Origin of the sequence: Bradyrhizobium sp. WBOS07, from assembly GCF_024585165.1 — a bacterium.
Classification (GTDB): domain Bacteria; phylum Pseudomonadota; class Alphaproteobacteria; order Rhizobiales; family Xanthobacteraceae; genus Bradyrhizobium; species Bradyrhizobium japonicum_B.
On sequence record NZ_CP029008.1, the window covers coordinates 2,757,415 to 2,780,326 of the forward strand.

Annotated in this window: 22 protein-coding genes; 10 read left to right on the plus strand and 12 right to left on the minus strand. The window is 65.6% G+C overall.

Annotated features, from left to right (window positions below):
• Nucleotides 1–142 precede the first annotated feature (142 nt).
• A complete protein-coding gene (locus DCM79_RS12970; RefSeq protein ID WP_257180160.1) occupies nucleotides 143–1,384 on the plus strand; it encodes a GNAT family N-acetyltransferase in 1,242 nt (413 codons plus the stop codon).
• Nucleotides 1,385–1,450: 66 nt separating this feature from the next.
• Nucleotides 1,451–1,876, plus strand: coding sequence for an HIT family protein (locus tag DCM79_RS12975; RefSeq protein ID WP_257180161.1), 426 nt, complete (start codon nucleotides 1,451–1,453; stop codon nucleotides 1,874–1,876).
• A gap of 3 nt (nucleotides 1,877–1,879) precedes the next feature.
• Here DCM79_RS12975 and tsaA read toward each other — a convergent pair whose 3' ends face one another.
• The 4 genes from tsaA to DCM79_RS12995 all read right to left on the minus strand — a co-directional run bounded on the left by tsaA (nucleotide 1,880) and on the right by DCM79_RS12995 (nucleotide 4,688).
• Nucleotides 1,880–2,371, minus strand: a complete 492-nt coding sequence (gene tsaA / locus DCM79_RS12980; protein ID WP_257180162.1) for a tRNA (N6-threonylcarbamoyladenosine(37)-N6)-methyltransferase TrmO — start codon at nucleotides 2,369–2,371, stop codon at nucleotides 1,880–1,882.
• Between the two features lie 30 nt (nucleotides 2,372–2,401).
• Nucleotides 2,402–2,752, minus strand: coding sequence for an AzlD domain-containing protein (locus DCM79_RS12985; RefSeq protein WP_028135897.1), 351 nt, complete (start codon nucleotides 2,750–2,752; stop codon nucleotides 2,402–2,404).
• Nucleotides 2,749–3,489 (minus strand): AzlC family ABC transporter permease, encoded by a 741-nt coding sequence (locus DCM79_RS12990; protein ID WP_257180163.1) that lies wholly within the window; start codon nucleotides 3,487–3,489, stop codon nucleotides 2,749–2,751. The genes DCM79_RS12985 and DCM79_RS12990 overlap by 4 nt, the downstream gene beginning before the upstream one ends.
• 245 nt (nucleotides 3,490–3,734) lie before the next feature.
• Nucleotides 3,735–4,688: a lytic transglycosylase domain-containing protein gene (locus DCM79_RS12995; RefSeq protein WP_257180164.1), complete on the minus strand. Its 954-nt coding sequence runs from the start codon at nucleotides 4,686–4,688 to the stop codon at nucleotides 3,735–3,737.
• 88 nt (nucleotides 4,689–4,776) lie between these two features.
• Here DCM79_RS12995 and DCM79_RS13000 point away from each other — a divergent pair, with 88 nt between their 5' ends.
• Complete coding sequence (locus tag DCM79_RS13000) at nucleotides 4,777–5,415, plus strand: HAD family hydrolase (RefSeq protein ID WP_257180165.1); 639 nt, start codon at nucleotides 4,777–4,779, stop codon at nucleotides 5,413–5,415.
• Here DCM79_RS13000 and DCM79_RS13005 read toward each other — a convergent pair.
• Both DCM79_RS13005 and DCM79_RS13010 read right to left on the minus strand, forming a co-directional pair.
• Entirely contained in the window at nucleotides 5,412–6,452 is a 1,041-nt protein-coding gene (locus tag DCM79_RS13005; protein WP_257180167.1) for a phenylacetaldoxime dehydratase family protein, read from the minus strand. The genes DCM79_RS13000 and DCM79_RS13005 overlap by 4 nt on opposite strands.
• A 28-nt stretch (nucleotides 6,453–6,480) precedes the next feature.
• Nucleotides 6,481–7,497, minus strand: coding sequence for a carbon-nitrogen hydrolase family protein (locus DCM79_RS13010; RefSeq protein ID WP_257180168.1), 1,017 nt, complete (start codon nucleotides 7,495–7,497; stop codon nucleotides 6,481–6,483).
• A gap of 195 nt (nucleotides 7,498–7,692) precedes the next feature.
• On the opposite strand from DCM79_RS13010, the gene DCM79_RS13015 reads away from it, so the two are divergent.
• The 5 genes from DCM79_RS13015 (at nucleotide 7,693) to DCM79_RS13035 (ending at nucleotide 12,409) form a co-directional block, all read left to right on the plus strand.
• Nucleotides 7,693–8,649 (plus strand): helix-turn-helix domain-containing protein, encoded by a 957-nt coding sequence (locus tag DCM79_RS13015; RefSeq protein ID WP_257180169.1) that lies wholly within the window; start codon nucleotides 7,693–7,695, stop codon nucleotides 8,647–8,649.
• 186 nt (nucleotides 8,650–8,835) lie between these two features.
• On the plus strand, nucleotides 8,836–9,861 hold the full coding sequence (locus DCM79_RS13020; protein ID WP_257180170.1) for an aldo/keto reductase: 1,026 nt from the start codon (nucleotides 8,836–8,838) through the stop codon (nucleotides 9,859–9,861).
• A 67-nt stretch (nucleotides 9,862–9,928) separates the two neighbouring features.
• Complete coding sequence (locus DCM79_RS13025) at nucleotides 9,929–10,309, plus strand: cytochrome c (RefSeq protein ID WP_257180171.1); 381 nt, start codon at nucleotides 9,929–9,931, stop codon at nucleotides 10,307–10,309.
• Between the two features lie 90 nt (nucleotides 10,310–10,399).
• The gene (locus tag DCM79_RS13030) at nucleotides 10,400–11,821 is read left to right on the plus strand and encodes an MFS transporter (RefSeq protein ID WP_257180172.1); all 1,422 of its coding nucleotides are present in this window, start codon (nucleotides 10,400–10,402) and stop codon (nucleotides 11,819–11,821) included.
• 129 nt (nucleotides 11,822–11,950) lie between these two features.
• The gene (locus DCM79_RS13035) at nucleotides 11,951–12,409 is read left to right on the plus strand and encodes a PEGA domain-containing protein (protein ID WP_257180174.1); all 459 of its coding nucleotides are present in this window, start codon (nucleotides 11,951–11,953) and stop codon (nucleotides 12,407–12,409) included.
• 71 nt (nucleotides 12,410–12,480) lie between these two features.
• Here the strand turns inward: DCM79_RS13035 and clpA are convergent, their stop codons facing one another.
• Entirely contained in the window at nucleotides 12,481–14,886 is a 2,406-nt protein-coding gene (gene clpA, locus DCM79_RS13040) for an ATP-dependent Clp protease ATP-binding subunit ClpA (RefSeq protein ID WP_028135887.1), read from the minus strand.
• Between the two features lie 283 nt (nucleotides 14,887–15,169).
• Nucleotides 15,170–15,502, minus strand: coding sequence for an ATP-dependent Clp protease adapter ClpS (clpS, locus tag DCM79_RS13045; protein WP_164718725.1), 333 nt, complete (start codon nucleotides 15,500–15,502; stop codon nucleotides 15,170–15,172).
• Between the two features lie 482 nt (nucleotides 15,503–15,984).
• Between clpS and DCM79_RS13050 the strand changes: the two genes are divergently transcribed.
• Entirely contained in the window at nucleotides 15,985–17,337 is a 1,353-nt protein-coding gene (locus tag DCM79_RS13050; protein ID WP_257180175.1) for a pilus assembly protein, read from the plus strand.
• Nucleotides 17,338–17,409: 72 nt separating this feature from the next.
• Here the strand turns inward: DCM79_RS13050 and DCM79_RS13055 are convergent, their stop codons facing one another.
• Nucleotides 17,410–17,748, minus strand: a complete 339-nt coding sequence (locus tag DCM79_RS13055; RefSeq protein WP_028135884.1) for a phasin family protein — start codon at nucleotides 17,746–17,748, stop codon at nucleotides 17,410–17,412.
• A gap of 387 nt (nucleotides 17,749–18,135) precedes the next feature.
• Here DCM79_RS13055 and DCM79_RS13060 point away from each other — a divergent pair, with 387 nt between their 5' ends.
• The gene (locus DCM79_RS13060; protein ID WP_257180176.1) at nucleotides 18,136–19,998 is read left to right on the plus strand and encodes a D-alanyl-D-alanine carboxypeptidase; all 1,863 of its coding nucleotides are present in this window, start codon (nucleotides 18,136–18,138) and stop codon (nucleotides 19,996–19,998) included.
• 247 nt (nucleotides 19,999–20,245) lie between these two features.
• Here the strand turns inward: DCM79_RS13060 and DCM79_RS13065 are convergent, their stop codons facing one another.
• The 3 genes from DCM79_RS13065 to DCM79_RS13075 all read right to left on the minus strand — a co-directional run bounded on the left by DCM79_RS13065 (nucleotide 20,246) and on the right by DCM79_RS13075 (nucleotide 22,776).
• Nucleotides 20,246–20,974 carry a DnaJ domain-containing protein gene (locus DCM79_RS13065; RefSeq protein WP_257180177.1) on the minus strand — a complete coding sequence of 243 codons (729 nt, stop codon included), beginning with the start codon at nucleotides 20,972–20,974 and terminating at the stop codon, nucleotides 20,246–20,248.
• A gap of 69 nt (nucleotides 20,975–21,043) precedes the next feature.
• Nucleotides 21,044–21,793 (minus strand): VWA domain-containing protein, encoded by a 750-nt coding sequence (locus DCM79_RS13070; RefSeq protein ID WP_257180178.1) that lies wholly within the window; start codon nucleotides 21,791–21,793, stop codon nucleotides 21,044–21,046.
• A 122-nt stretch (nucleotides 21,794–21,915) separates the two neighbouring features.
• Nucleotides 21,916–22,776 (minus strand): alpha/beta hydrolase, encoded by an 861-nt coding sequence (locus tag DCM79_RS13075; protein WP_257180179.1) that lies wholly within the window; start codon nucleotides 22,774–22,776, stop codon nucleotides 21,916–21,918.
• Nucleotides 22,777–22,912: the final 136 nt, after the last annotated feature.

The window sequence follows — 22,912 nt, forward strand, 5'->3', positions numbered from 1 at the left end:
TAGAAAGCCGCACAGGACAATGCGGAGAAATGGGCCCCGGCTCAGCAGCGCACCACTGAGTGCTGCGCTGCGTCCGGGGCACGAGAGTGTGCCCTCCCCGCCCTCTTGAAGTCGCTGCTGCAATGCACGATCTTGGGGATCGATGGCATCATCCGAAATCACGCTCGAGGCCGTACCTTCGATTGACAACGTGTCACCGGAGGATTGGGACGCCTGCGCCAATCCCGGCGGACGGTGCCATGGGGCCGGCAACGGAACCTCATCTTCCCTTTCAGGCGATTCCCTCGGTCTCTCAAGACCGGCTTATAACCCATTCGTCTCCCACGCCTTTCTTTCCGCAATTGAGAAATCGGGTTCGGCGACCATCCGCACCGGCTGGGGCCCGCGGCATCTCGTGGCCAAGGTGGACGGCCGCGTCGCCGGAATCGTGCCCTGCTATCTCAAATCGCATTCCCAGGGCGAGTACGTGTTCGACCGCGGCTGGGCGGACGCCTATGAGCGCGCCGGCGGGCGCTATTATCCGAAGCTCCAGGTCTCGGTTCCCTTCACCCCGGCGACAGGGCCGCGGCTCCTGGTCCGCGACGGCGTCGACCGCGAGCGGATCATGGACGCACTGGCGAGCGGGCTGGTGGCGCTGTGCGGCGTCAGCAAGGCCTCCTCGGTGCACGTCACCTTCGCGCGGGAGGCGGAATGGAAGCTGCTCGCCGAGCACGGCTTCCTGCAGCGCACCGACCAGCAGTTCCACTGGCACAATGAGGGCTTTGCCAGCTTCGACGATTTCCTGGCGACGCTGAACTCGCGGCACCGCAAATCGATCAAGCGCGAGCGGCGCGATGCGATGGCCGCCGGCGTCACCATCCACTGGCTCACCGGCAAGGATATCACCGAGGAGGCCTGGGACGCCTTCTTCGAATTTTACATGGAGACCGGCTCACGCAAATGGGGCCGGCCCTATCTGACGCGGGAATTCTTCTCGTTGATCGGCGAGACCATGAGCCAGGATGTGCTGCTGGTGATGGCCCGCCGCAACGACCGCTGGATCGCCGGCGCGATCAACTTCATCGGCTCGGACACGCTGTTCGGCCGCAACTGGGGCGCGGTCGAGCATCATCCGTTCCTGCATTTCGAGGTCTGCTATTACCAGGCGATCGACTTCGCCATCAAACGCGGCCTCAGGCATGTCGAGGCCGGTGCGCAAGGCGAGCACAAGATCGCGCGCGGCTACCTGCCGCGCACCACCCATTCCGCCCACTTCATCGCCGATCCGGGCCTGCGCCGCGCCATCGACGACTATCTCAAGCGCGAGCGCGCCTATGTCGCGGAAGCCGGACGCGAGCTCGCCGAGCTCGGCCCGTTCCGCAAAGGCGCCGACGAGGCGCCTTGACGGTTTGCCGCTGCTGGTGACAGTAAGCGCAAAATTCCAGGCGCAAAGTTCTCGGGAGCCGCCAATATGACCGCCTACGACACCAACAACATCTTCGCGAAGATCCTGCGCGGCGAGCTGCCTTGCTCCAAGGTCTACGAGGACGAGCACGTGTTCGCCTTCCTCGACATCATGCCGCGCGTCCCCGGTCACACGCTGGTGATCCCGAAGGCCCCTGCCCGCAACATCCTCGACATCGAGCCCGACGATTACGCCCATGTCGCGCGCGGCGCACACAAGATCGCAGCCGCCGCGATGAAAGCCTTCAACGCCGACGGCATCACCGTGCAGCAGTTCAACGAGCCCGCCGGCGGACAGGTGGTGTTTCACCTGCACATGCACGTCATGCCGCGCCACGACGGCGTCGCCATGCTGCCGCCCGCCAGCCGCAAGGAAGACGCCAAGGTGCTGGAAGAAAACGCGGCGAAGCTGATCGCGGCGTTGAAAGGCTGATCGTCACTCCGTCTCGAAATCGCCCTTCTGCGGCGGCGCCAGCGGGGTGAACTCGCACCGATCCGGCTTGACGTCGATCAGCGGCGTGTTGTCGAGGCAGTCGAGACCGCGCACCAAAATGGCATTGCCCTCGATGCCGACCAGCTTCACGATCGAGGTGCCGATCGGGTTCGGCCGCACCGGCGAGCGCAGCGAGAAGGTGCCGCGGGTCTTGTCGTTGTTCTTCGGGCTCTGCAGGATGATGTCGCGGCGCGACTGGTCGAGCCAGTAGAGCACCTCGAGATTGCTGTAGAAGTCGACGCCCTTGATGCCTGGCACAAACGGCTCGAAGATCTCGAGACGGCAGATCGGGCCATCCTGACGGCCCTGCCGTGGCGTCTCCATCCGCGAGGTCCAGGGCGTGCGGATGCGGCCGATGAAAATCAGGCCGGCATCCTGTGCGGGCGGCAGCTCGATGGCGACCTCGCCCTCGCGGAGCTCGTTCTTGCGAACCATATTTCCACATCCTTGCTGTCGAGCCGTGTTTTAGCCCAACCACCACTTGCCGGCCAGCATGAAGACTTCGCCGGTCACGACGCCCGCAAAGATCGAGCGGCGCGTCAGCAGGAACACGACGAGACCAGCGGCCACCGCGCCGTAGCGCAGGATATCAGGCACGCCGGCGAGCGCGCCCGGCGGCTCGACCACGATCTGGGCGATCACGCCGGCAAGGATCGCGGTGGCGACCGCCCGCACCCAGACCAGCAGCTCGGAGCCTTCGTCGATGCCGCCGCCGAACCACAGGCCCAGCATGCGCCAGATCTGGTTGGGAATGACGCCGGCGACGAACAGCACCGCCAGCGCATGCCAGTCGCCGATCAGCTGCGCCGAGCTCATGCGCGCACCTCCCGCCACCAATGCACGCCATAGGCGATCGTGCCGGCCACCACCCCGCTGACCAGAATATCGACGCCGGCGCTCAGCTTCGCGGCCAGCGGATACAGCAAGACGCCGAGCACGAGCGCGACGACATCGGCGATTTCGCGGCTGTTGCGCGCCGTCGAGAACAGGAACGACAGCGGCGTGAGCAGCAGGATCGCCGCGCCGAGCGTCTGCGTCAGATTGGCGGCGAGGAAATAGCCGACCGTGTTGGCAACGAGACAGACCGAGACGAGGCCGCAGCCGAGCCCGTGAACGAAGGCGATGCGCCGCTCACGCGGCACCTGCGGCAGGAAGCGGTGGCACTCGACCCACAGCGTGACCGCGGTGAGATGCGCGGCAAAGACCAGCTCGCGCCGCTTGGTCGTCGGCGTGCGCATCAGCGGCAGCACCGAGACCACCATCGGAAACAGCCTGATAGCGCTGACGGTGACGGCGATCGCCGACTGGATGATGGTGGCGCCGGAGCCGAGCGTGGTGATCAGGATGATCTGCGCCGGCCCCGCCCAGACGAACAGCGTCGAACAGAGCGCCCAGAGCAGGCTGAAATGGGTGTCGTGCGCGAGCGCGCCGATGCCGAGATAGGTCACGAACAGCACGATGGTGAGGATCGTCTGCGTGATCGAGCGCAGGCCCCAGCCGAAGGCAAGCCAGGGGCTGTTCCATTGCGGGGAATCTAGCGGGGGAAGCGCCACGGGAGTTTTGGTCGAGGTTACGGAGTCGGGCCCGCATAACGGGGGATGCAGTGTTCTGCGTCAAGGAAACACGCGGCGGGGCTGGCATGCGCGACCCGCCCTCCGCCGTCATTCCGGGGCGCGCCACTTGGCGCGAGCCCGGAATCCATCGGGCCGCGGAGGTCGCTGCACGATGGATTCTCAGGTGCGCAATTGCGCACCATAGTTCGCGCCCAAGAGGGCGCGCCCCGGAATGACAAGCGGAGTTACCCGCTCACACCCCTGTTCCTCAGCACGAAACAGGCCCCGCCCGCCTTCCTGATCCGGTTGCACAGATCATCCGCCTCGTTGCGCGTCTCGGTGCCGATGCGTACCTGGTAGAACGCGCGCGTGCCGCGGCTGCGCATCACCGAGGACAGCAGGCTCGGGTCGCGCTCACCGATCACCGCGCTCAGCCGCGTGACGGCACGCGAGTACATCGCCAGCGCCCTGTTGCGATCGAAGCCGGCGGCGAGCTGGACGCCCCAGGACTTGGCGGCCGCAAGCTCCACGTGCTGCTCGAGCTCGGCGACGAAGGCATTCGGTGCGCGCTTCAATAGCGCCATCAGATCGCGGCAGCTCGTCGGCGGTGAGCTCGGCGGTCCCTTGCCGGTCGCTCCTGCCTTGGCCCAGGCATCGACGCTGGTGCCGGTGATGGCGTAGACGTAGTTGCGGGTCTGCTCCGGCATTCCGCCAGTCCCGGCGAGCCATTCCCGCACCCGCCGCGGGCCGGCATTGTAGGCCGCCGCGGCAAGGCCGAGATTGCCGAACTGGCTGCGCAGCTCGCTCAGAAATTCCGCCGACTTCGGCAGCGCCTGCACCGGATTGAACGGATCGAGCAACCCGCGCTCGCTCGCGGTGCCCGGCATGAACTGCGCGATGCCCCGAGCGTGCTCGCCGCTGCGCGTCATGGGGCCGACCGCATCGGCCTGGAAGCGGCTTTCCTGCCAGATCACCCGGGCGAAGAATTCCAGCGGGAGATCGGCATCGCGCGCCGCCGCCTCCACGATCAGGCAGATCGACTCCCGCGTGTCGCGCTCGCGGGCGTCCCTCGGCGTCTCCGGCGGCTTCGCCGGTTCCTCGGCCTTCGGAGGCACGTCCGGGGCCGGCGTCTCCTCTGCCAGCACCGGCGACAGCACGAGGGCGTGACACAAGACAGCGATAACCCGGGCTATTCGCATGGCATCGACGTGACAGGACAAATCGGACCTTGACTTGGAACCCCAGCCAACTAGCAACGGACGGCAGTATCAACGCAGGTCCGGCCTGATGGTGACAATCTTTTTTGATCTGGACGGCACCCTCACGAACCCTAAGCCGGGGATCACGCGCTCGATCCAGTACGCGCTGGCGCGGCTCGATGTCGCGGTGCCGAGCGAGGACGAGCTGACCTGGTGCATCGGGCCGCCGCTGCATGCCAGCCTGAAGAAGCTCACCGGGACCGACGAGCTCGCCGACCGCGCCCTGCTGCTCTATCGCGAGCGCTTCAGCGATATCGGCCTGTTCGAGAACGAGGCCTATGCCGGCATCGTGGACACGCTGACGATTCTCGCCGCGACCAACCAGCGCATGTTCGTCGCGACCAGCAAGCCCGCAGTCTACGCCAGGCGCATCGTCGATCATTTCGGCCTGAAACCCTACTTCGAGCACGTGTTCGGCTCCGAGCTCGACGGCACGCGCGTCGACAAGCGCGACCTGCTGCGCTACGCGCTGGACGAGACGAAGGTCGATGCCGCCAGCGCGATCATGATCGGCGACCGCAGCCATGACGTGGTCGGCGCCCGCACCAACGGCATGACCGCGATCGGCGTGCTCTACGGCTATGGCAGCGAGGCCGAGCTGAAGGACGCCGGCGCGCATCACATCTGCGCCGCACATCCCGAGCTGCTCGGCCATTGCGTCGCTTAGGCGCTGGCCGCTTCCACGGAAGCCAGCATGCCGGTTCTATCGTGGCAGTTCAGATATTCGAAGAACTGCTCGTCCGCAGCTGCCACCGTGACCTCGTGATACAGTCGCAGCCTGGCTGACGGTCCAAGGGTCGACAGATACTTCATCGCCGCGCCAAAGATCCGGACATGGGTCGGATGCGACTCGGCCCAGCGCTCCAGGGCCGCCAGACTCTTCCACCAGCTCTGGCCGTAAGACTTTTCGCTCATGCTGCCGTCGGCCGAGACCAGGCGCATGTAGCGGTTGGCATAGCAGCCGATCGCAAGACCGTCGTCGCGCAGGAAATCCATGCCCTCGCGCAGCACCGGCTCGACGTCATCGAGATAAAGCTTTCGCTCGGACGCTTCGGTATCGCTCCAGTCCTGCCCGGAACGGATCAGGCAGAGGTTGTCGTGCGCCACGACCCGCAGCCGGGCGCCGTCGCGGACCAGCTTCGGCGTGCCGCCGGACGCCATCGCGTCGGTTTGCGACAGCGGGATGCGGTCGCGCATGCCACCCCAATAGGCATGCTCCTGCACCTCGCCGCTCATGCCCTCGGCAACCGCCGCGACGCCCTCGGTCCGGTCGGGCGACGAGAACAGCGTCTCGTGCCGCGCCACGGTCGGACGCAGCACCTCGATGAACGTGCCCATGCCCTCGCGCTGCCGCCCGGTCCAGGCCTCGCGCGCCGGTTCGAACCAGGCGTCGAAGCGCACGATGTCGTCCCAATAGCCGACGGAAATGATGGTCTCGTATCCGGCCTGGTCGACATAGCGCGCGCGGTCCCAATGCGAAGGCCCGCCTGCAGCAGCGAACTTCGCCGCGATCTCGGCGAGCGCCTCCGCCGCGGCCGCCGGCGCATTGCCGTGATGCTGCACGCCGAAATAGGCCATCACGACCCGGCTCACGCCCGGCCTGTAGCGCGCCACGAAAGAGGGATAAGGCGGCTGGCAATCGTCCGGCACGCGCTTGTGGCGCGTGCGCGTGGTTTCGAGATGCAGAGGAATTGCGGACTCCATGATGGTACCCTCCCCTCCATCACCGTGATCAGCTTGCCGCCGCGGCGATGTCCGTGGGCTCGACGGTATCGGCCGGCAACGCGAACTGCTCGACGCGCTTGTAGGGCTTCTTGTTCAGTAGCAGCCGCGTCACGTCGGGGCGCGAATAATGCCCGGCCGGGTCTGCCGCGTTCTTGGCGACGCCGATGGCACCGAGATCGATCTCGGCGATCAGGAGCCCCTCCTGGTCCGGCGCGAGCTTGTCGCCGATCTGGCTGCCGTCGGGGCCGTAGATCGCGGCGAAACCGCCGCCGGCATGGAGCAGCGCGTGCTTGTCCGGCCGGTCGCAGAGCTCGTCGATCATCGCCTGCGACACGGTCGCGCAAGGCGCCAGCACGAAGCATGAGCCTTCCACCGCATAGACGCGCGAGGCGGCATTGTTGACTTCGGCTCCGAGCGCCGGCGCGAAGGGATCGTAGAGCGAGAAGCTCGGCCAGGCCGCGACATGCACCTGCTCGTTCTGGGCGTACATCGCGTATTTCGACAGCGGCTGCAGATGCTCCCAGCAGCACAGCGCGCCGAGCCGGCCGATGTCGGGCCGCGCGTGCACCGCAAGGTCGCTGCCGTCGCCCTCGCCATAGACGGTGCGCTCGGCATGGGTCGGCCGCAGCTTGCGGCGCTTGGCGATGGTCTCGCCGTCGGGTCCGATCAGCCATTGCGCCAGATAGAGGCTGCCGCCATCGCGCTCGGACAGGCCGATCACGGCGGTGAGCCTGGCCTTGCGCACGGCATCGCGCAGCCGTTCGGCCTGCGGGCTGTCATAGGCCAGCGAATTGTCGAAATAGCGCTGCACGAAGCCGCGGCCGATCGCCCAGGCCGGCGAGTCCATCCAGATGTGCCAGGGGTAGCCGGGGATGAAGGCCTCCGGGAAGGCGATCAGCCTGGCCCCCTTCTCGGCGGCCTCCTTGATCAGCCCGACCGACTTGTCGATCGAGGCGTCGAGGTCGAGCCAGGCCGGCGCCGCCTGCACCACCGCCACCTTGTATTTCGGATGTTCGATGCCCATTGCCGCCTCCTGGCCGGTTGATCGGAAGCCATCTCCGATGCAGTCTATTGGACCAAAGCGGGCGATCGAGCGCTCGACCGCGGCGGAACAAAAACTCGACCGGACGGAATTCCTGCCGGGTACGGGATTTGCCTCCGGTCAGGCTGGGTCCGTCCATTGGCGGTTTTGCTGGACGGGACAAGGGAGGCTTTCCAGATGCCAATCCAGTTCACGACGGACGGCAGCCCGGCCCATCGGCGGCTCGCGCTCTGGCAGGACATCGTCTGCGACGTCTTCGTCGGGCTCGACTGCAGGTCCGATCTCGGCAGCGCCTTTCGCGGCTCGGTCACGCAAGCTGCGCTCGGCAAGGCGGTATGCTCCGAGGTTTGCTCCGATCGCCAGCACGTATTCCGTACACCCTCGCGCATTGCGCGTTCGGATCAGGATTTCGTCCTGGTCGCGCTCGGCCATTGCGGCGACGGCGGCGTGGTGCAAGACGGCCGCGAGACCGTGATCCATCCCGGCGAATTCGCGCTCTACGACACCACGCGCCCCTATGAGCTGAAGTTCAACGATCCTTTCACGCAGTCCATCTTCAAGGTGCCGCGGGAGATGCTGCAGCGTCGGCTCGGCGGCACCGAGACGCTGACCGCGATGTCGTTCGGCGGCGACGCGCCGCTCGAACGGCTCGCCTATGATTTCATCTTCCGGCTTTGCCAGAGCGCCGACCGGCTCGCGTCCGACGGCGCCGCCGCATTGTCGGAGCAGGCCGTCGATCTGCTCGCGATGGCGCTGAGCGAACGGCTCCGGAAGACATCGCTGCCGTCCTCGACCCACCGCTCTGCATTGCTCTACCGGCTCAAGGCGCACGTCCGCGCCCATCTCGCCGATCCCGACCTTTCATTGTCGGAGACCGCGGCCGCGCTCGGCATCTCGCCGCGCTACGTCAACGATCTGCTCGCCGACGAGGAGACCTCCTTCCAACGTTTCGTCCTCGCCGAACGGCTCGCCCAATGCCGGCGCGACCTCGCCTCGCCCCTGCTCGGTCACCGCCATATCAGCGAGATCGCCTTCGCCTGGGGCTTCAACGACCTCTCGCATTTCGGTCGCGTTTTCCGCGAGCGTTTCGGCATGTCGCCGCGCGACTTCCGGCACAGCCAGTTGCGGCACTGATCCGCAGCCATCGGCCGGAGCCTGCGCTCGCCGGGAGGCTTCGCGCTCCGGCTCGCGGTGCTGGCTCTGGTCGGCAGCTCCAAGCAAGTCCGGTATGTGAGGGCGTGATAGGACAAGGCGCCTGCTTGCGCTAACGTCGGTACCAGGCCGCACACATCAATCAGCAATCAGCCGAGGAGCATATCGATGGAATACCGACGCTTGGGCCGCTCAGGCCTCATGGTGCCCGCTCTCAGCCTTGGCACCGGCACTTTCGGCGGCGTCGGCCGCCTCGCTGCGTGGGGGAGCACGGACGCGACCGAGGCGCGGCGCCTCCTGGACATCTGCCTCGAAGCCGGCGTGTCGATGTTCGACACCGCCAACGTCTATTCGCTCGGCGAATCCGAGCGCGTGCTCGGCGAAGCCATCAAGGGCCGCCGCGACAAGGTGCTGATCTCGACCAAGGCCACCTTCCGCTTCGGCGACGGTCCCAACGACATCGGCTCGTCGCGGCAGCATCTGCTCGCCGCCATTGACGGTTCGCTGCGCCGGCTCGGCACCGACTACATCGATCTGTTCCAGCTCCACGGCTTCGACGCCTTCACGCCGCCCGAGGAGGTGCTCTCGACGCTCGACGTGCTGGTGCGTGCCGGCAAGATCCGCTACGTCGGCGTTTCGAATTTCTCGGGCTGGCACCTGATGAAGTCGCTCGCACTTGCCGACAAGCACGGTTTTCCGCGCTACGTCGCCAACCAGACCTATTATTCGCTGATCGGGCGCGACTACGAATGGGAGCTGATGCCGCTCGGCCTCGACCAGGGCCTCGGCGCCGTGGTCTGGTCGCCGCTCGGATGGGGGCGCCTTACCGGCAAGATCCGCCGGGGGCAGCCGAAACCCGAGGTGAGCCGCCTGCCCAAGACCGCCGAGTTCGGCCCGCCCGTGCCCGACGAGCACGTCTACCGCGTCGTCGAGGCGATCGACGAGGTTGCGAAGGAAACGGGAAAGAGCGTGTCGCAGATCGCGCTGAACTGGCTGCTGCAGCGTCCCACGGTGTCGACGCTGATCATCGGCGCGCGCAACGAGGCGCAGCTCCGCGAAAATCTCGGCGCGGTCGGCTGGTCGCTGACCAAGGAGCAGGTCGCAAAGCTCGACGCGGCGAGCAAGGTGACGCTGCCCTATCCCTATTGGCACCAGAGGACGACGTTCATCGACCGCAACCCGCCGGCGGTCTAGGACCGCTTGAGCTGCGTCAAGCGCGCTGGCCTCGGCCGTGGCATTCTGCGGCCATCGCGAGGCCCCGATGCGTCGATTTGCCATGAAGGCTCTGTTCACGGCCCTCGGTCTGAGCCGCGCCGCACCGGCGTGGCTGGCCGCTGGCGTTCTGTGGAGCACTGCGAGTGAAGCCCTGGACGCCGAGCAGCGGCGCGCAGAAGGCATGCTGCAGCGGATGTGCGCGGAGTGCCACGCGGTCGGCAGGAGCGGCGCGAGCCCAAATGAGCTGGCGCCGCCTTTCCGGACGTTGGGCGAGAACAAGCTTTACGATCCCGACTTCGCGCAGCGCCTCCAGGACGGCTACAGCAGCATTCACCGCGCCATGCCGACCGCCCGATTCGACCGCGACGACGCCGAGGCCGTGGTAAGCTATCTCAGGGCGATTCAGGAGCCGCGGAAGCCGAAATAGGCGCTGAACCGGCTGCCGCTCTGGCCGGAACCATCCCGGGCCGGACCAAGTTGCGACCAGCAACCGCATCTCAACCCAACGCGCGTCACGATGTCGTTCACCACGATCGAGCATGTCGACGGCCTGCCGCAGCCGCAGCGCAACCAGGCGGTGCTGACGATCGCGCTCGGCATCGTCATGGCGGTGGTCGACAGCGCCATCGCCAATGTCGCGCTGCCGACGATCGCGGCCGACTTGGACGCGAGTCCGGCCTTCTCGATCTGGATCGTCAACGGCTACCAGCTCGCGATCACGATCTCGCTGCTGCCGCTGGCCTCGCTCGGCGAGATCGTCGGCTATCGCCGCGTCTATCTGGCCGGGCTGGTGCTGTTCACGCTGGCGTCCGCCCTCTGCGCACTGGCGGACACGCTGCCGCTGCTGACGGCCGCGCGCATCCTCCAGGGCTTCGGCGCTGCCGGCATCATGAGCGTCAACGCAGCGTTGGTGCGCTTCACCTATCCGCGCCATCTGCTCGGCCGCGGCATCGGGCTCAACGCGCTCGTGGTCGCTTTCTCGGCCGCGGCCGGTCCGACGCTCGCCGCGGGCATCCTCGCGGTCGGAAGCTGGCCCTGGCTGTTCGCCATCAACGTGCCGCTCGGCGCGGTGACGCTGCTGATCGGCTTGCGCAGCCTGCCGCATACCAGGCCCGCCGGCCGTTCCTTCGACTGGCAGAGCGCGGGCCTTTCCGCGATCACGTTCGGCGTCGGCATCGCAGCGATCGATAGCGTCGGTCATGGCGAGCCGGCGATCGTCTGCCTGATCCAGTTCGCCATCGCCATCGTCGCCGGGGCGCTCTTGATCTGGCGCGAAACCCACATGACCTCGCCGCTGCTGCCGGTCGATCTGCTGCGCATCCCGGTGTTCGCACTGTCGATCGCGACCTCGATCGCCTCGTTCTGCGGACAGATGCTCGCCTTCGTCGCGATCCCCTTCTACCTCCAGAGCCGCTTCGGCTATTCGGCGGTGCATATGGGACTCCTGATCACGCCATGGCCGATCGCGGTGGCGTTCGCAGCGCCGCTCGCCGGCCGCCTGGTCGAGCGTTATCCGGCCGGCCTGCTCGGCGGCATCGGGCTCACGCTGTTCGCCTGCGGCCTTGCCGCGCTGGCCTTGTTGCCGGCGGACCCGACGCCGTTCGACGTGATCTGGCGCATGGCACTGGCGGGCGCCGGCTTCGGCCTGTTCCAGACCCCCAACAACCGCACCATGATCGCCGCCGCCCCGCGCGAGCGCGCCGGCGGGGCCAGCGGCATGCTCGGGACGGCGCGCCTGCTCGGCCAGACCACCGGCGCAGCGCTGGTGGCGCTGCTGCTCGGCCGCTACCCGGTCGAAGGCACCCGATATGCCCTCCTCGCCGGCGTCGGCTTTGCCCTCTGCGGCGCGGTCCTGAGCATGCTGCGGCTGTCCCCGGCCGGCGCGCGCGGCGCCGAGCATGTCCGCGTGCAGGACGATCAGCGCCTGCGCGGCGACTGACGACGTCCACCTTCAGGTCCCTGCCATTCCCGTGCACAACCCCTGCGTGGCTTAACTATCCGGACCAATGACCTATTGCCCTCACGCTCCGGTTGCGCTTGATAGACGCGGGGAATATGGGGGCAATTCATGCGCTTATTGGGAATTGTGGCGCTCAGCGTCATGCTGGGCGGCTGCGCGTCTGTCACGCGCGGCACAACCGAGAACATCAGCATTTCATCGACACCTTCGGGCGTGGAAGCCGTCGTGAGCGGAATGGAGGTTCCGACCACCTGCACGACGCCCTGCTCCGTGGTCGTCAAGCGGAACGCCGACATTTCGATTACCTTCCAGAAGGAAGGCTATGAACCGCAGATCGTACCCCTCAGCCGAGACATCCAGACCGGTGGAGCCGCCGGCTTTGCCGGCAATCTTCTGCTCGGTGGCGTCGTCGGCATGGGCGTCGATGCCGCAACGGGCGCCGCAACCGATCACAAACCCAACCCGGTCATCGTGACGATGCAGCCGTCGGCCCCTGCCCGCGGCGCACGGCCAGCCGGCCCCCGCAAGCCGCGTCCGCCAGCGGCGCCCCCCGAAACCGGAACGTAAGGGACCTGGACCGCTTCAGAAACAAAAAGGCCGGCTTCACAGCCGGCCTTTCGATTCATGATGCGGCCAGATCAAGCCTTGACCAGCGGACCCTTGGTCGGCCCCTTCGAGCCGCCGGGACCACCCGGCTTGGACTTGCCCGGCGGGCGCTTGCGGGCGCCGGGCAGCTTTTCCTGCTTCGGCGTGACCGGACCCTCGACGAATTCGAAGCCGATCTTCTCCTTGGTCTCGTCGGCCTCGTCCTTGACCAGAACGACGCGGACGTGACCGCCGCCCTTGAGCTTGCCGAACAGCACCTCGTCGGCCAGCGGCTTCTTGATGTGCTCCTGGATCACGCGGGCCATCGGGCGCGCGCCCATCTGCTCGTCGTAACCATGCTGAACCAGCCAGGCCTTGGCGGGCTCGGACAGCTCGATGGTGACGTCGCGGTCGCCGAGCTGCGCTTCGAGCTGAAGCACGAACTTTTCGACCACGGTGCCGATCACCTCGACGCTGAGATGGCCGAACGAGACGATGGCATCGAGACGGTTGCGGAATTCCGGCGCGAACTGCCGGTTGATCGCCTCGTGGTCGTCGCCTTCCCGCTTCGAGCGCGTGAAGCCGAACGCCTGCTTTGCGAGATCGGACGCACCCGCATTCGTGGTCATGATCAGGATCACGTTGCGGAAGTTGACCTGCTTGCCGTTGTGGTCGGTGAGCCGGCCGTGGTCCATGATCTGGAGCAGCACGTTGTAGAGATCGGGATGCGCCTTCTCGATCTCGTCGAGCAGCACCACGCAATGCGGATGCTGGTCGACGCCGTCGGTCAAGAGGCCGCCCTGGTCGAAGCCGACATAGCCGGGAGGCGCGCCGATCAGGCGCGACACGGTGTGCCGCTCCATGTATTCGGACATGTCGAAGCGCAGCAGCTCGACGCCGAGGCTCGCCGCGAGTTGCTTGGCGACCTCAGTCTTGCCGACGCCGGTGGGACCAGAGAACAGGTAGCAGCCGATCGGCTTCTCCGGCTCGCGCAGACCGGCGCGCGCCAGCTTGATCGAAGCGGCGAGCGACTCGATCGCCTTGTCCTGGCCGAACACGGTGCGCTTCAGCGTCGTCTCGAGATGCTTGAGCACCTCGGCATCGTCCTTCGACACGCTCTTCGGCGGGATCCGCGCCATCGAGGCGATCGTCGTCTCGATCTCCTTGATGCCGATGGTCTTCTTGCGCTTGTTCTCGGCCACCAGCATCTGCGCCGCACCGGACTCATCGATCACGTCGATCGCCTTGTCGGGCAGCTTGCGGTCGTGGATGTAGCGCGAGGAGAGCTGAACGGCAGCTTCGATCGCCTCATTGGTGTACTTCAGCCGGTGATAGTCCTCGAAGTACGGCTTGAGACCCTTGAGGATCGCGATCGCGTCCTCGACCGTCGGCTCGTTGATGTCGATCTTCTGGAAGCGCCGCACCAGCGCGCGGTCCTTCTCGAAGTGCTGGCGATATTCCTTGTAGGTGGTCGAGCCCATGCAGCGGATCGTGCCCGAGGCGAGCGCGGGCTTGAGCAGGTTCGAGGCATCCATCGCCCCGCCCGACGTCGCACCCGCACCGATCACGGTGTGGATTTCGTCGATGAACAGGATGGCGTTGGGATGCGCCTCGAGCTCCTTCAGCACCTGCTTCAGGCGCTCTTCGAAGTCGCCGCGATAGCGCGTGCCCGCGAGCAGCGTGCCCATGTCGAGCGAGAACACCGTCGCCGCCGCCAGCACCTCCGGCACTTCGCTGTCGACGATGCGCTTGGCGAGGCCTTCGGCGATCGCGGTCTTGCCGACGCCGGCTTCGCCGACGAACAGCGGGTTGTTCTTCTGCCGGCGGCACAGCACCTGGATCGCGCGGTTGATCTCGGAATTGCGTCCGATCACCGGATCGATCTTGCCGTCGCGCGCCTTCTTATTGAGGTTGACGCAATAGGTCTCGAGCGCTTCGCCCTTCTTCTTGGCGTCCTCGTTGCCCTTGGCCTCGGTCTCCTCGTCGACGCCGCGAACCGGGCGCGCTTCGGAGACGCCCGGACGCTTGGCGATGCCGTGACTGATGTAGTTGACGGCGTCATAGCGCGTCATGTCCTGCTCCTGCAGGAAATACGCGGCATGGCTCTCGCGCTCGGCAAAGATCGCGATCAGCACGTTGGCGCCGGTCACCTCTTCGCGACCGGAGGACTGCACGTGGATGACCGCGCGCTGAATCACGCGCTGGAAACCGGCGGTCGGCTTGGCGTCGTCGGCGCCATCGGTCACCAGATTCTCGAATTCGGTCTCAAGATAATTGACGAGACTCGTACGGAGCTTGTCGAGATCGACGCTACAGGCGCGCATGACGGCGGCTGCATCGGAATCGTCGATCAGGGAGAGCAAGAGATGCTCGAGCGTCGCGTATTGGTGATGACGCTCGTTTGCGATCGCCAGCGCACGATGCAGGGATTGTTCAAGGCTTTGGGAAAAAGTCGGCATTCGCGTCCTCTATGGCCCCCACCATCATGGTCGTGATCGCCCGGTCAGGCAACAACAACCTTTGTCACATATAGTTATACAAGATCGCGGCGAAAGACCGGTTCCGCGACTCGGGCGACTCACACTTGAGGCATTTTTCGATGCAAAACCCGTTCCGATCGGGCGGGAGCGGGGACGGCGCGGAATTCCGTAGTTTTGCCGACCGCGACACACGTTGGTGCGCACCGGCGTCGCGCGACGCTCATACGGCGACCGACACGAGGGCCGGCATCAAACGCACCGTCTACTTCTTTTCCATCACGCATTGCAGAGGATGCTGGTGCTTGCGGGCGAAATCCATCACCTGCGTCACCTTGGTCTCGGCGATCTCGTAGGTGAACACGCCGCACTCTCCGATGCCGTGATGGTGAACGTGAAGCATGATCTTGGTCGCGGCCTCGATGTCCTTGTTGAAGAACTTCTCCAGCACGTGGACGACGAATTCCATCGGCGTGTAGTCGTCGTTCAGGATCAGCACGCGGTAGAGGTTCGGCCGCTTGGTCTTGGGCTTGACCTTGGTGATGACCGACGTGTTCGGCCCCGACGGGCTGCCTGAACGGTTCTCGTCATTGCTCATGCGAGGAGCGGAGGCAGCGGCTGGCGCGGACAGGTCGAGTCTGGAAGTCAATTGCGGCATGGCTCAGGCGTTCAAATTCCCCACGGAAGCGAATGGCGGTCACCGCGCGACCCCGCCCTTCGGAGCCTGGCGCAGGCGCGCCGCCTTGTTGGATCGCCGCTCCCGACAGATCCGGTTCAAGCCGGATCGTTCGCCAGCAATATGGGCCTGCCCCCGGCTCGTCGCAAGCGTGCAAAGGTCCGACCGATGGCCGCGCAAGTCCCGATTCCCGGTCCGGGCGATCCGAGCCAAGGTTAATCAATCCGGACCGATTTGACAAAAATTTATGCCCATACCGCTTAGAATCTGTTGACCAGGAACCAAGCCATTTAACACGATTGCGACGTTTCCCCCGGGATACCCCGGTCCTCTACGGTGGGATTTACCAGGCATTCAGTGGCGTGGCGCGAAATCGGGCAAAACCACCGATTTCGGGGCTCGTCATGTTTCGCTCGCCGCTCGTCCGCCTGATTGGTCGACAGTTCGCCCGCTTCGCGGCGGCCGAGCAAGGCAATATCGCCATGATCTTCGCAATTGCCCTGGTCCCGGTGCTGAGCTTCATCGGGGCTGCCATAGACTACAGCCGCGCCGTCCAGGCCCGCACGTCCATGCAGGCGGCCCTCGACTCCGCGGCTCTGATGCTCTCCAAGGACCTGTCGAACGGCACGATCACCACGTCGCAGCTTGGCACGAAGGCGCAGGCCTATTTCAACGCTCTGTTTACGGCTACGTCCGCCCTGCCCTCGGTCAGCGTCGCGGCCACCTATACGCCCAGCACCAGCATGGGCTCGACGATCCAGCTCACCGGAGCTGGCACCTATACGACCACCTTCATGAAGATCGCCGGCTTTCCGACGCTCGACGTCGGCACCACGTCCACCAGCGCCTGGGGCAACGTCCGCATGCGCGTGGCCCTGGTGCTCGACAATACCGGCTCGATGGCCAGCGACGGCAAGATGGGGGCGATGCAGACGGCGGCGAAGAATCTGGTCGATCAACTCAGCGCGCTCGCCAAGAATCCGGGCGACGTCTACATCTCGATCGTTCCGTTCGCCAAGGACGTCAACGTCGGCGCCAGCAACTACAACAAGAGCTGGATTGATTTCACCGATTGGGATGCCGCCAACGGCAGCTGGAGCTGCGCGTCGGGCAATTCCAACAATTGCAACAAATGGAAATGGACGCCGGCGAACCGCGATACCTGGACCGGTTGCGTGGCCGATCGCGATCAGGACTACGACACCAAGAACACCACGCCGACGAGCGGCAATGTGGGCACGCAGTTCCCGGCCGAACAGTACTCCTACTGCAACACGGCCAGCTGGTCCTACCTGCAACCGATCATGCCGTTGAGCTACGACTGGACCGCGCTCAAGGGCCGGATCGACGCCATGAAGCCCACGGGCAACACCAACCAGGGCATCGGCCTCGCCTGGGGGTGGATGACGCTGTCGACCGGCGATCCCATGAACGCCCCGGCCAAGGATACCAACTACACCTACAAGGACGCCATCGTGCTGCTGTCCGACGGCCTCAATACGCAGAACCGCTGGTATAACAACGCGGCGCAGATCGACGCGCGGCAGAAGAAGCTGTGCGACAACGCCAAGGCCCAGCCTTCCAACATCACGATCTACACGGTGCAGGTGAACACCGGCAGCGATCCGACCTCGAGCGTGCTGCAATATTGCGCCAGCGGGACCGACAAGTTCTACCTGGTCACGTCGGCCAGCCAGACCGCATCGGTGTTCAAGGACATCGGCACCTCGCTGTCCAAGCTGCGCGTGGCGCGCTGACCGATTGGCCGCGCACAAACAAAAAGCCCGGCTGGATCAGCCGGGCTTTCGATTCCAAGATGTCCTGAAGCGTTACTGGGCGGCCGGGGTGAACTTCGACACGATGGTCTCGACCGGCTTGAACGCCTGCTTGGCGAGGTCGCTGTAGAGGCCGGCGATCTTCTGCGATTCCGCAACGAAGGTCTCGTAGGCGGAACGGGCGAAATCGGTCTGCGCTTCCATGGCCTTGTCCAGCGACTTCACGCCGGAAAGCTTCTCGACGAAGGACTTGGTGTCTTCGAACGACTTCTTGGTGTAGTCGCCATAGGCACTGGCGATCGCCTGGAGGCCGTGCTGCACCGAGGTCGCGGAAGCAACGCACTGCTCGAATTGCTCTTTCCCGTAGCTCTGAAAGTCTTCAACCTTGAACATTCCGGAATCCTTTTCCCTGGCTTTCGTCGGAAGCCTCGGCTCCCTGACTCTGCTCATAATTAGTGCAACGCACAAATAAGTCAAGAATATTTGTGCGTCGCACAAAATTTGGCGTCATTCGCGCAAATTCCCGGGGTTTCCCGCAAGGTTTCCTTAAGCTTTTGGAAACCGCGGCCCCCTACCCTGATTCCCGGACGTGGTCAGCTTCCGAAGACGGTCGAAAGCCGTTTGAGAACATCACCTTAGCCAGAATAGCGGCTCAGGTCCAACGTCCCCCGCGGCGAACACCAGCGGAGGGACAGCCTGAGCAGGTAGTGATCCCGGGTCCGTTGGGCACAATTTCGCCTCACGAGCCGGTGATCTAGTCAGAAACGGGGACGGGGTTCCATGCTTCGTAAAAACTTGTCTGCCTCGCGCTTGGCGCGGGTTGGCGTTTTTGGGCTTCTCACCATCACCAGCGCGGTCATCTTCACCATCGATGCCGCCGAGGCACGGCGCCATCGCCGGCACTACGTGCACCATCGGGTGCAGCGCGATGTATCCGAGAGCTCCAGCTCCAAATTCGCCTCCATCATCGTCGACGGCAATTCCGGTGCGGTGCTGCAGGCAACCAGCCCCGACGCAATCCGCCATCCCGCCTCGCTGACCAAGATCATGACGCTCTATCTTCTGTTCGAGCGCCTCGAGTCCGGCAAGATGAAGCTCGACACCGAGATGCCGGTGTCCAAGCACGCGGCCGACCAGGATCCGACCAAGCTGAACCTGCGTGCCGGCCAGACCATTCGTGTCGAGGACGCGATCAAGGGTCTCGTCACCCGCTCCGCCAACGACGCCGCGGTGGTGATCGCGGAAGCGATCGCCGGCGACGAGGACGACTTCGCCCAGATGATGACGCGCAAGGCGCGCGCGCTCGGCATGTCCAAGACGGTGTACCGCAACGCCAACGGCCTTCCCAACGACGAGCAGGTCACGACCGCGCGCGATCAAGCCACGCTCGGCCGTGCCATCCAGGAGCGCTTCCCGCGCTATTATCGCTATTTCGCGACCTCCACGTTCAACTGGCGTGGACAGTCGATCCGCAATCACAATCACCTGCTCGGCAGCGTCGAGGGCGTGGACGGCATCAAGACCGGCTACACCCGCGCCTCCGGCTTCAACCTCGTCAGCTCGATGCGCCGCGGCAACCGCCATCTGATCGGCGTCGTGCTGGGCGGCCGCAGCGGCGGCTCGCGCGATGCCATCATGCGCAACCTGCTCGCGGAGAATCTCGAGAAGGGTGCGACGGTCCACACCGTTGCCGCGGTCACCGAGCGCAACGGTGCCGACACCGCGACCGCTGTTGCCGCCGCTTCGGATATGCAGCCGGCGCGTCCCGCACTGCCGGTCCAGGCAGCGGCCCCTGCTCCCGAGCCTGCGCCGTCTCGTCTCGCTGCCCGCCTCGCGACGCTGGCCGCCGCGACGGCCGCGGTGCCGCCGGCTCCGACCAGGCCGGAAACCAGCAAGCCTGAGGTTCGGCCGACGGAATCCAGGGTCGAGCCCGCGCCGCTCACCAATGGCGTGATCTCGAGCCAGCCGCTCTCCATCATTCCCGGCTCGTCCGAGCCGATGAAGCCGGTCCGGGTCAAGACGGTTCAGGTCAAGGCCGGCCCGGTGAAGGTCGCCTCCGCCGCCCCAGCCCCGGTCCAGGTTGGCCCGCCCGTCACCAATGCCATTCCGTCCCGCTCCGACGTCGCGGAAACCTCCGGCGCCGTCGTCGCCCGGGCCGACCTCATCAACAAGCCCGAGCTCGCCAGCCAACCGGAGGCGCCGAAGGCCGAGATCGCCCGCACCGAGCTGCCGCGGCAGCCGGCCGGCTTCGGCACCGGCAACGGGATCCTCGGCGTGCTGCCGGCTGCAACGGCCGCCGCGCACGCCCATACCCCTGCCCCTGCCGCTCCGAAGCTCGCCTCGGCCGAACCGATGCCGGTCCAGATGAGCGCCACCACCAAGCCTGCCGTCACCCACAGCGGCTGGATCGTCCAGGTCGGCGCGCTCGAGAGCGAGAACGAAGCCCAGCAGCGTATCGACGCCGCGCGCAGCTCGGCTCGCGGCCTGCTCAGCAAGGCCGATCCGTTCACCGAGCCCGTCGTCGCCAAGGACAATCGCAAGCTCTACCGCGCCCGTTTTGCTGGGCTCGAGCGCGACCAGGCCGAGGCGGTCTGCCGCACCCTGAAGCGCGCCGAGATTTCCTGCATCACCGTCCGCAACTGATCTCGCTTCCCGTTCCAGACGAAATGCCCGCGCCTTGCGCGGGCATTTTCGTTTTGGGGACGCGTTCGTGATGCGGAGACGGTGGCGCGATCGCGACGAGGCCGTTCCGCGACAACCTCTCGTCAAGAATTTACGGTTAAAACTTTGCTCAAGGGATCGACCACGCCGGAATGGCGGGCATCGGGGCGACGGCAAACGGAGCAAGCGGAGCTCACACGGTACGGGCGTTTGTGGCGTGGTGCCGGAGTTAGCCGTTATGCGTACGAAGCAGAGTATCCTTGGCCTCGTTTACCCGGGCAGCGAGATAGTTCGAGCCCCCCTGGTCGGGATGGAGTTTCTTCATCAGGGACTTGTGCGCCCGGGTGATGTCGTCACGCCCCGCGCCCGGCTGCAGGCCAAGGATCTGATAGGCCTCCTCCGCCGTCATTTTGCCGCTCGCCGCCGTGCGGCGCTGCCCCCCTGCCGCATCGCCCTGCGCGTTCTGACGCCAAGCGGGAAACCGGCGGTCCAGATAGCTTTCAAGTAAGGCCACGCTCTCGGCGTCGAAGGTCGGGACCATCGCCAGCAGGCTCGCAAGATCGAACTCGCCGAGATCGCGCCCGGCGTGAGGCCCGGCCACGATCTGTCCGCCGAGCTGGCCGGAATCGTGATCGAGCCGCATATCCAGAAATTGCGAGCGCACGCGCGAGGTCTGCCCTGATGAGGGCGTGGCACCGCCGCCGCCGAACAGCCCGCCGATATTGCCGAAGCCGGTGTTTGCCAGCGGGGTCCAGCCCAATAGCCCGGCGCCGAAAATCCCCAGCGGAATCGCCACCGCCAGCTCGCCGCGCAGGCCCGTGAACGCAGCGACCGCCAGCGCCAGCACGCCGCCGCCAAATCTGACGGCGCGCGCCAGCACCGCCGGGTTGGCGGCGCGGAACATCTGGAGCAGCAGGTAGAGCGTGATAACGGCGACAGCGCCGGCGAGCAGAGTCATGGCCGGAATATAGTCGCCCTCGCGGCAAAATGCATGGCGCACGCCACCACGAGCCGGACAGCTGAACGCCTATTTCATCTGACTGATCAGCCTGGCCGCGCCGCTTGCGGACGCCGCCAATCGCAACAAGGCCTCGCGGCCGCCGGCGGCATAGGCCGCGGCTGCCCGCAGCAGCTCGCGCAACTGCGCCGCCGCGCCCGGATCGAACCGGCACCAGGCACCGCCGGTCAGGCGCGCGATCTCGCGAAAGGCCTGTTCGGCGACCGCGTCATGACCTTCCTGAAACACGAACACGGGCACCTTGAGCATGCCGAGCTCGCCGGCCTTGGCGCAGAGCTCGTCGACGTTCTCCTCCATGGCATCGCCGACGAAGACGACGGCCCGCACGCCCGACGCGATCGCTTCGCGTCGCACCTCCGTCAGCACCTTGCCGATCTGGGTATCGCCGCCGCGGCAATCGATCCTGCTCATCAACGCCGCAAGCCTGGCGCTGTCGGAGATCCAGCCCGTGGCGCGGCACTCGTTCAGGCCGCGATAATAGATCAGCCGGATATCGAGACTGCCGAGCGCGGCAGTCTCGCGAAACATGTCGGCCTGGAGCGCGCAGGCCATGTCCCAGGTAGGCTGCCGGCTCATCGTCGCATCCAACGCGAAGATCAGCCGCCCCTTCGCGCCCGGCGCATGAGGTGACAGCGCCCGCGCCTTGGCGATGAAAGCGGCGATATCATCCGCGGTCGACGTTCCGGCTCGCGGCAGCGCGCCGCCGGCGTCTGCCGAGACGGCATCGCCGCCGCGCGGCTTGATGGGTTCGCCCGACATCCCTTGACCCTTGCGTGGACAATTAATGTGGTCAGCGGGGGCGGCCCGGTCAATGTGCAAAGCCCCCGCGGACGGAGCCGGCGGGGGCCTTGCGAATGCGGCGGACGATGAGCGCTAGCGCATCAGCTCTTGGCAGGCGCCATCAGCGCGACCGGACCAGGCTCGAGCACATTGGGCGGCGAGGATTGCGTATCGACCGGCGCAATCTCGCTATCGGTCGCACTCAGGAATTTGTCGAGCATGCTCTGGATCGAGCTCTTGGCGACATCCGGACCAGTGTCGCGCATGTCGTTATGCTGGAATTCGGTCTTCACGACCTGAATGCCTGCCTTCTCGCACTCCTCGTCGGTCGGGATCACGCCCGCATCGGCCTTGAACTGCGGATCCTGTGAGCGGAACGAGAGGATCTTGAACTTGCCGGCGGTGACGAAGGGCACGCGCAGATTGTCGAGCGTGACGACCTTCTTGACCTCATCCGGATAGTGCTTGGCGAAGTACATCGTGATGTCGCCGCCCATGGAGTGACCGACCATCGTCACCTTGGCATAGTCGGCATTGGGCTGAACCTTCTTCAACTCCTGCATGGCGTGATGGATGTTGGCAACGCCGCGCAGGATCTGCGGCAGCCGGCCGACATAGAGTTCACCGGGCTTGGTGACCATCGGAGGATCGGTCGGCAAATCATGCTGCGGGCTGACGACCATGTAGCCGCGCGCAGCGAAGATGTTGGCGAGGAAGCCATACTCGGTGTTCTTGACCGTATTGCCGTGGTTGATCACCGCGACCGGCAGCGTGATCATGCCGGCATTGGCCTGCATTTCCTTGTCGCGGCGCACCGCGATCTGGACGGGCACCGGGCGGTTGTCGCGCGAGGCGTCGTAGAAGGTGATGGTCTCGTGCTTGATCGCCCACTTGCTCGCCGTGAAATAGGCGATGCCGCAGAGGGCACTGACCGACACCAGAACGGCAATTCCACGCTTCATTTTCGTCCTCAGCCTCAGGCGCTTGTGGCCTGAATCCCTGTTGAAAATCGTGTTGTCCGGGGCTCTCCGTCCCCTCGTCGCCTATCGCTAATATATGTCACAGGCGCGTGACAGGAAGGCCAAATATTGTGAACCG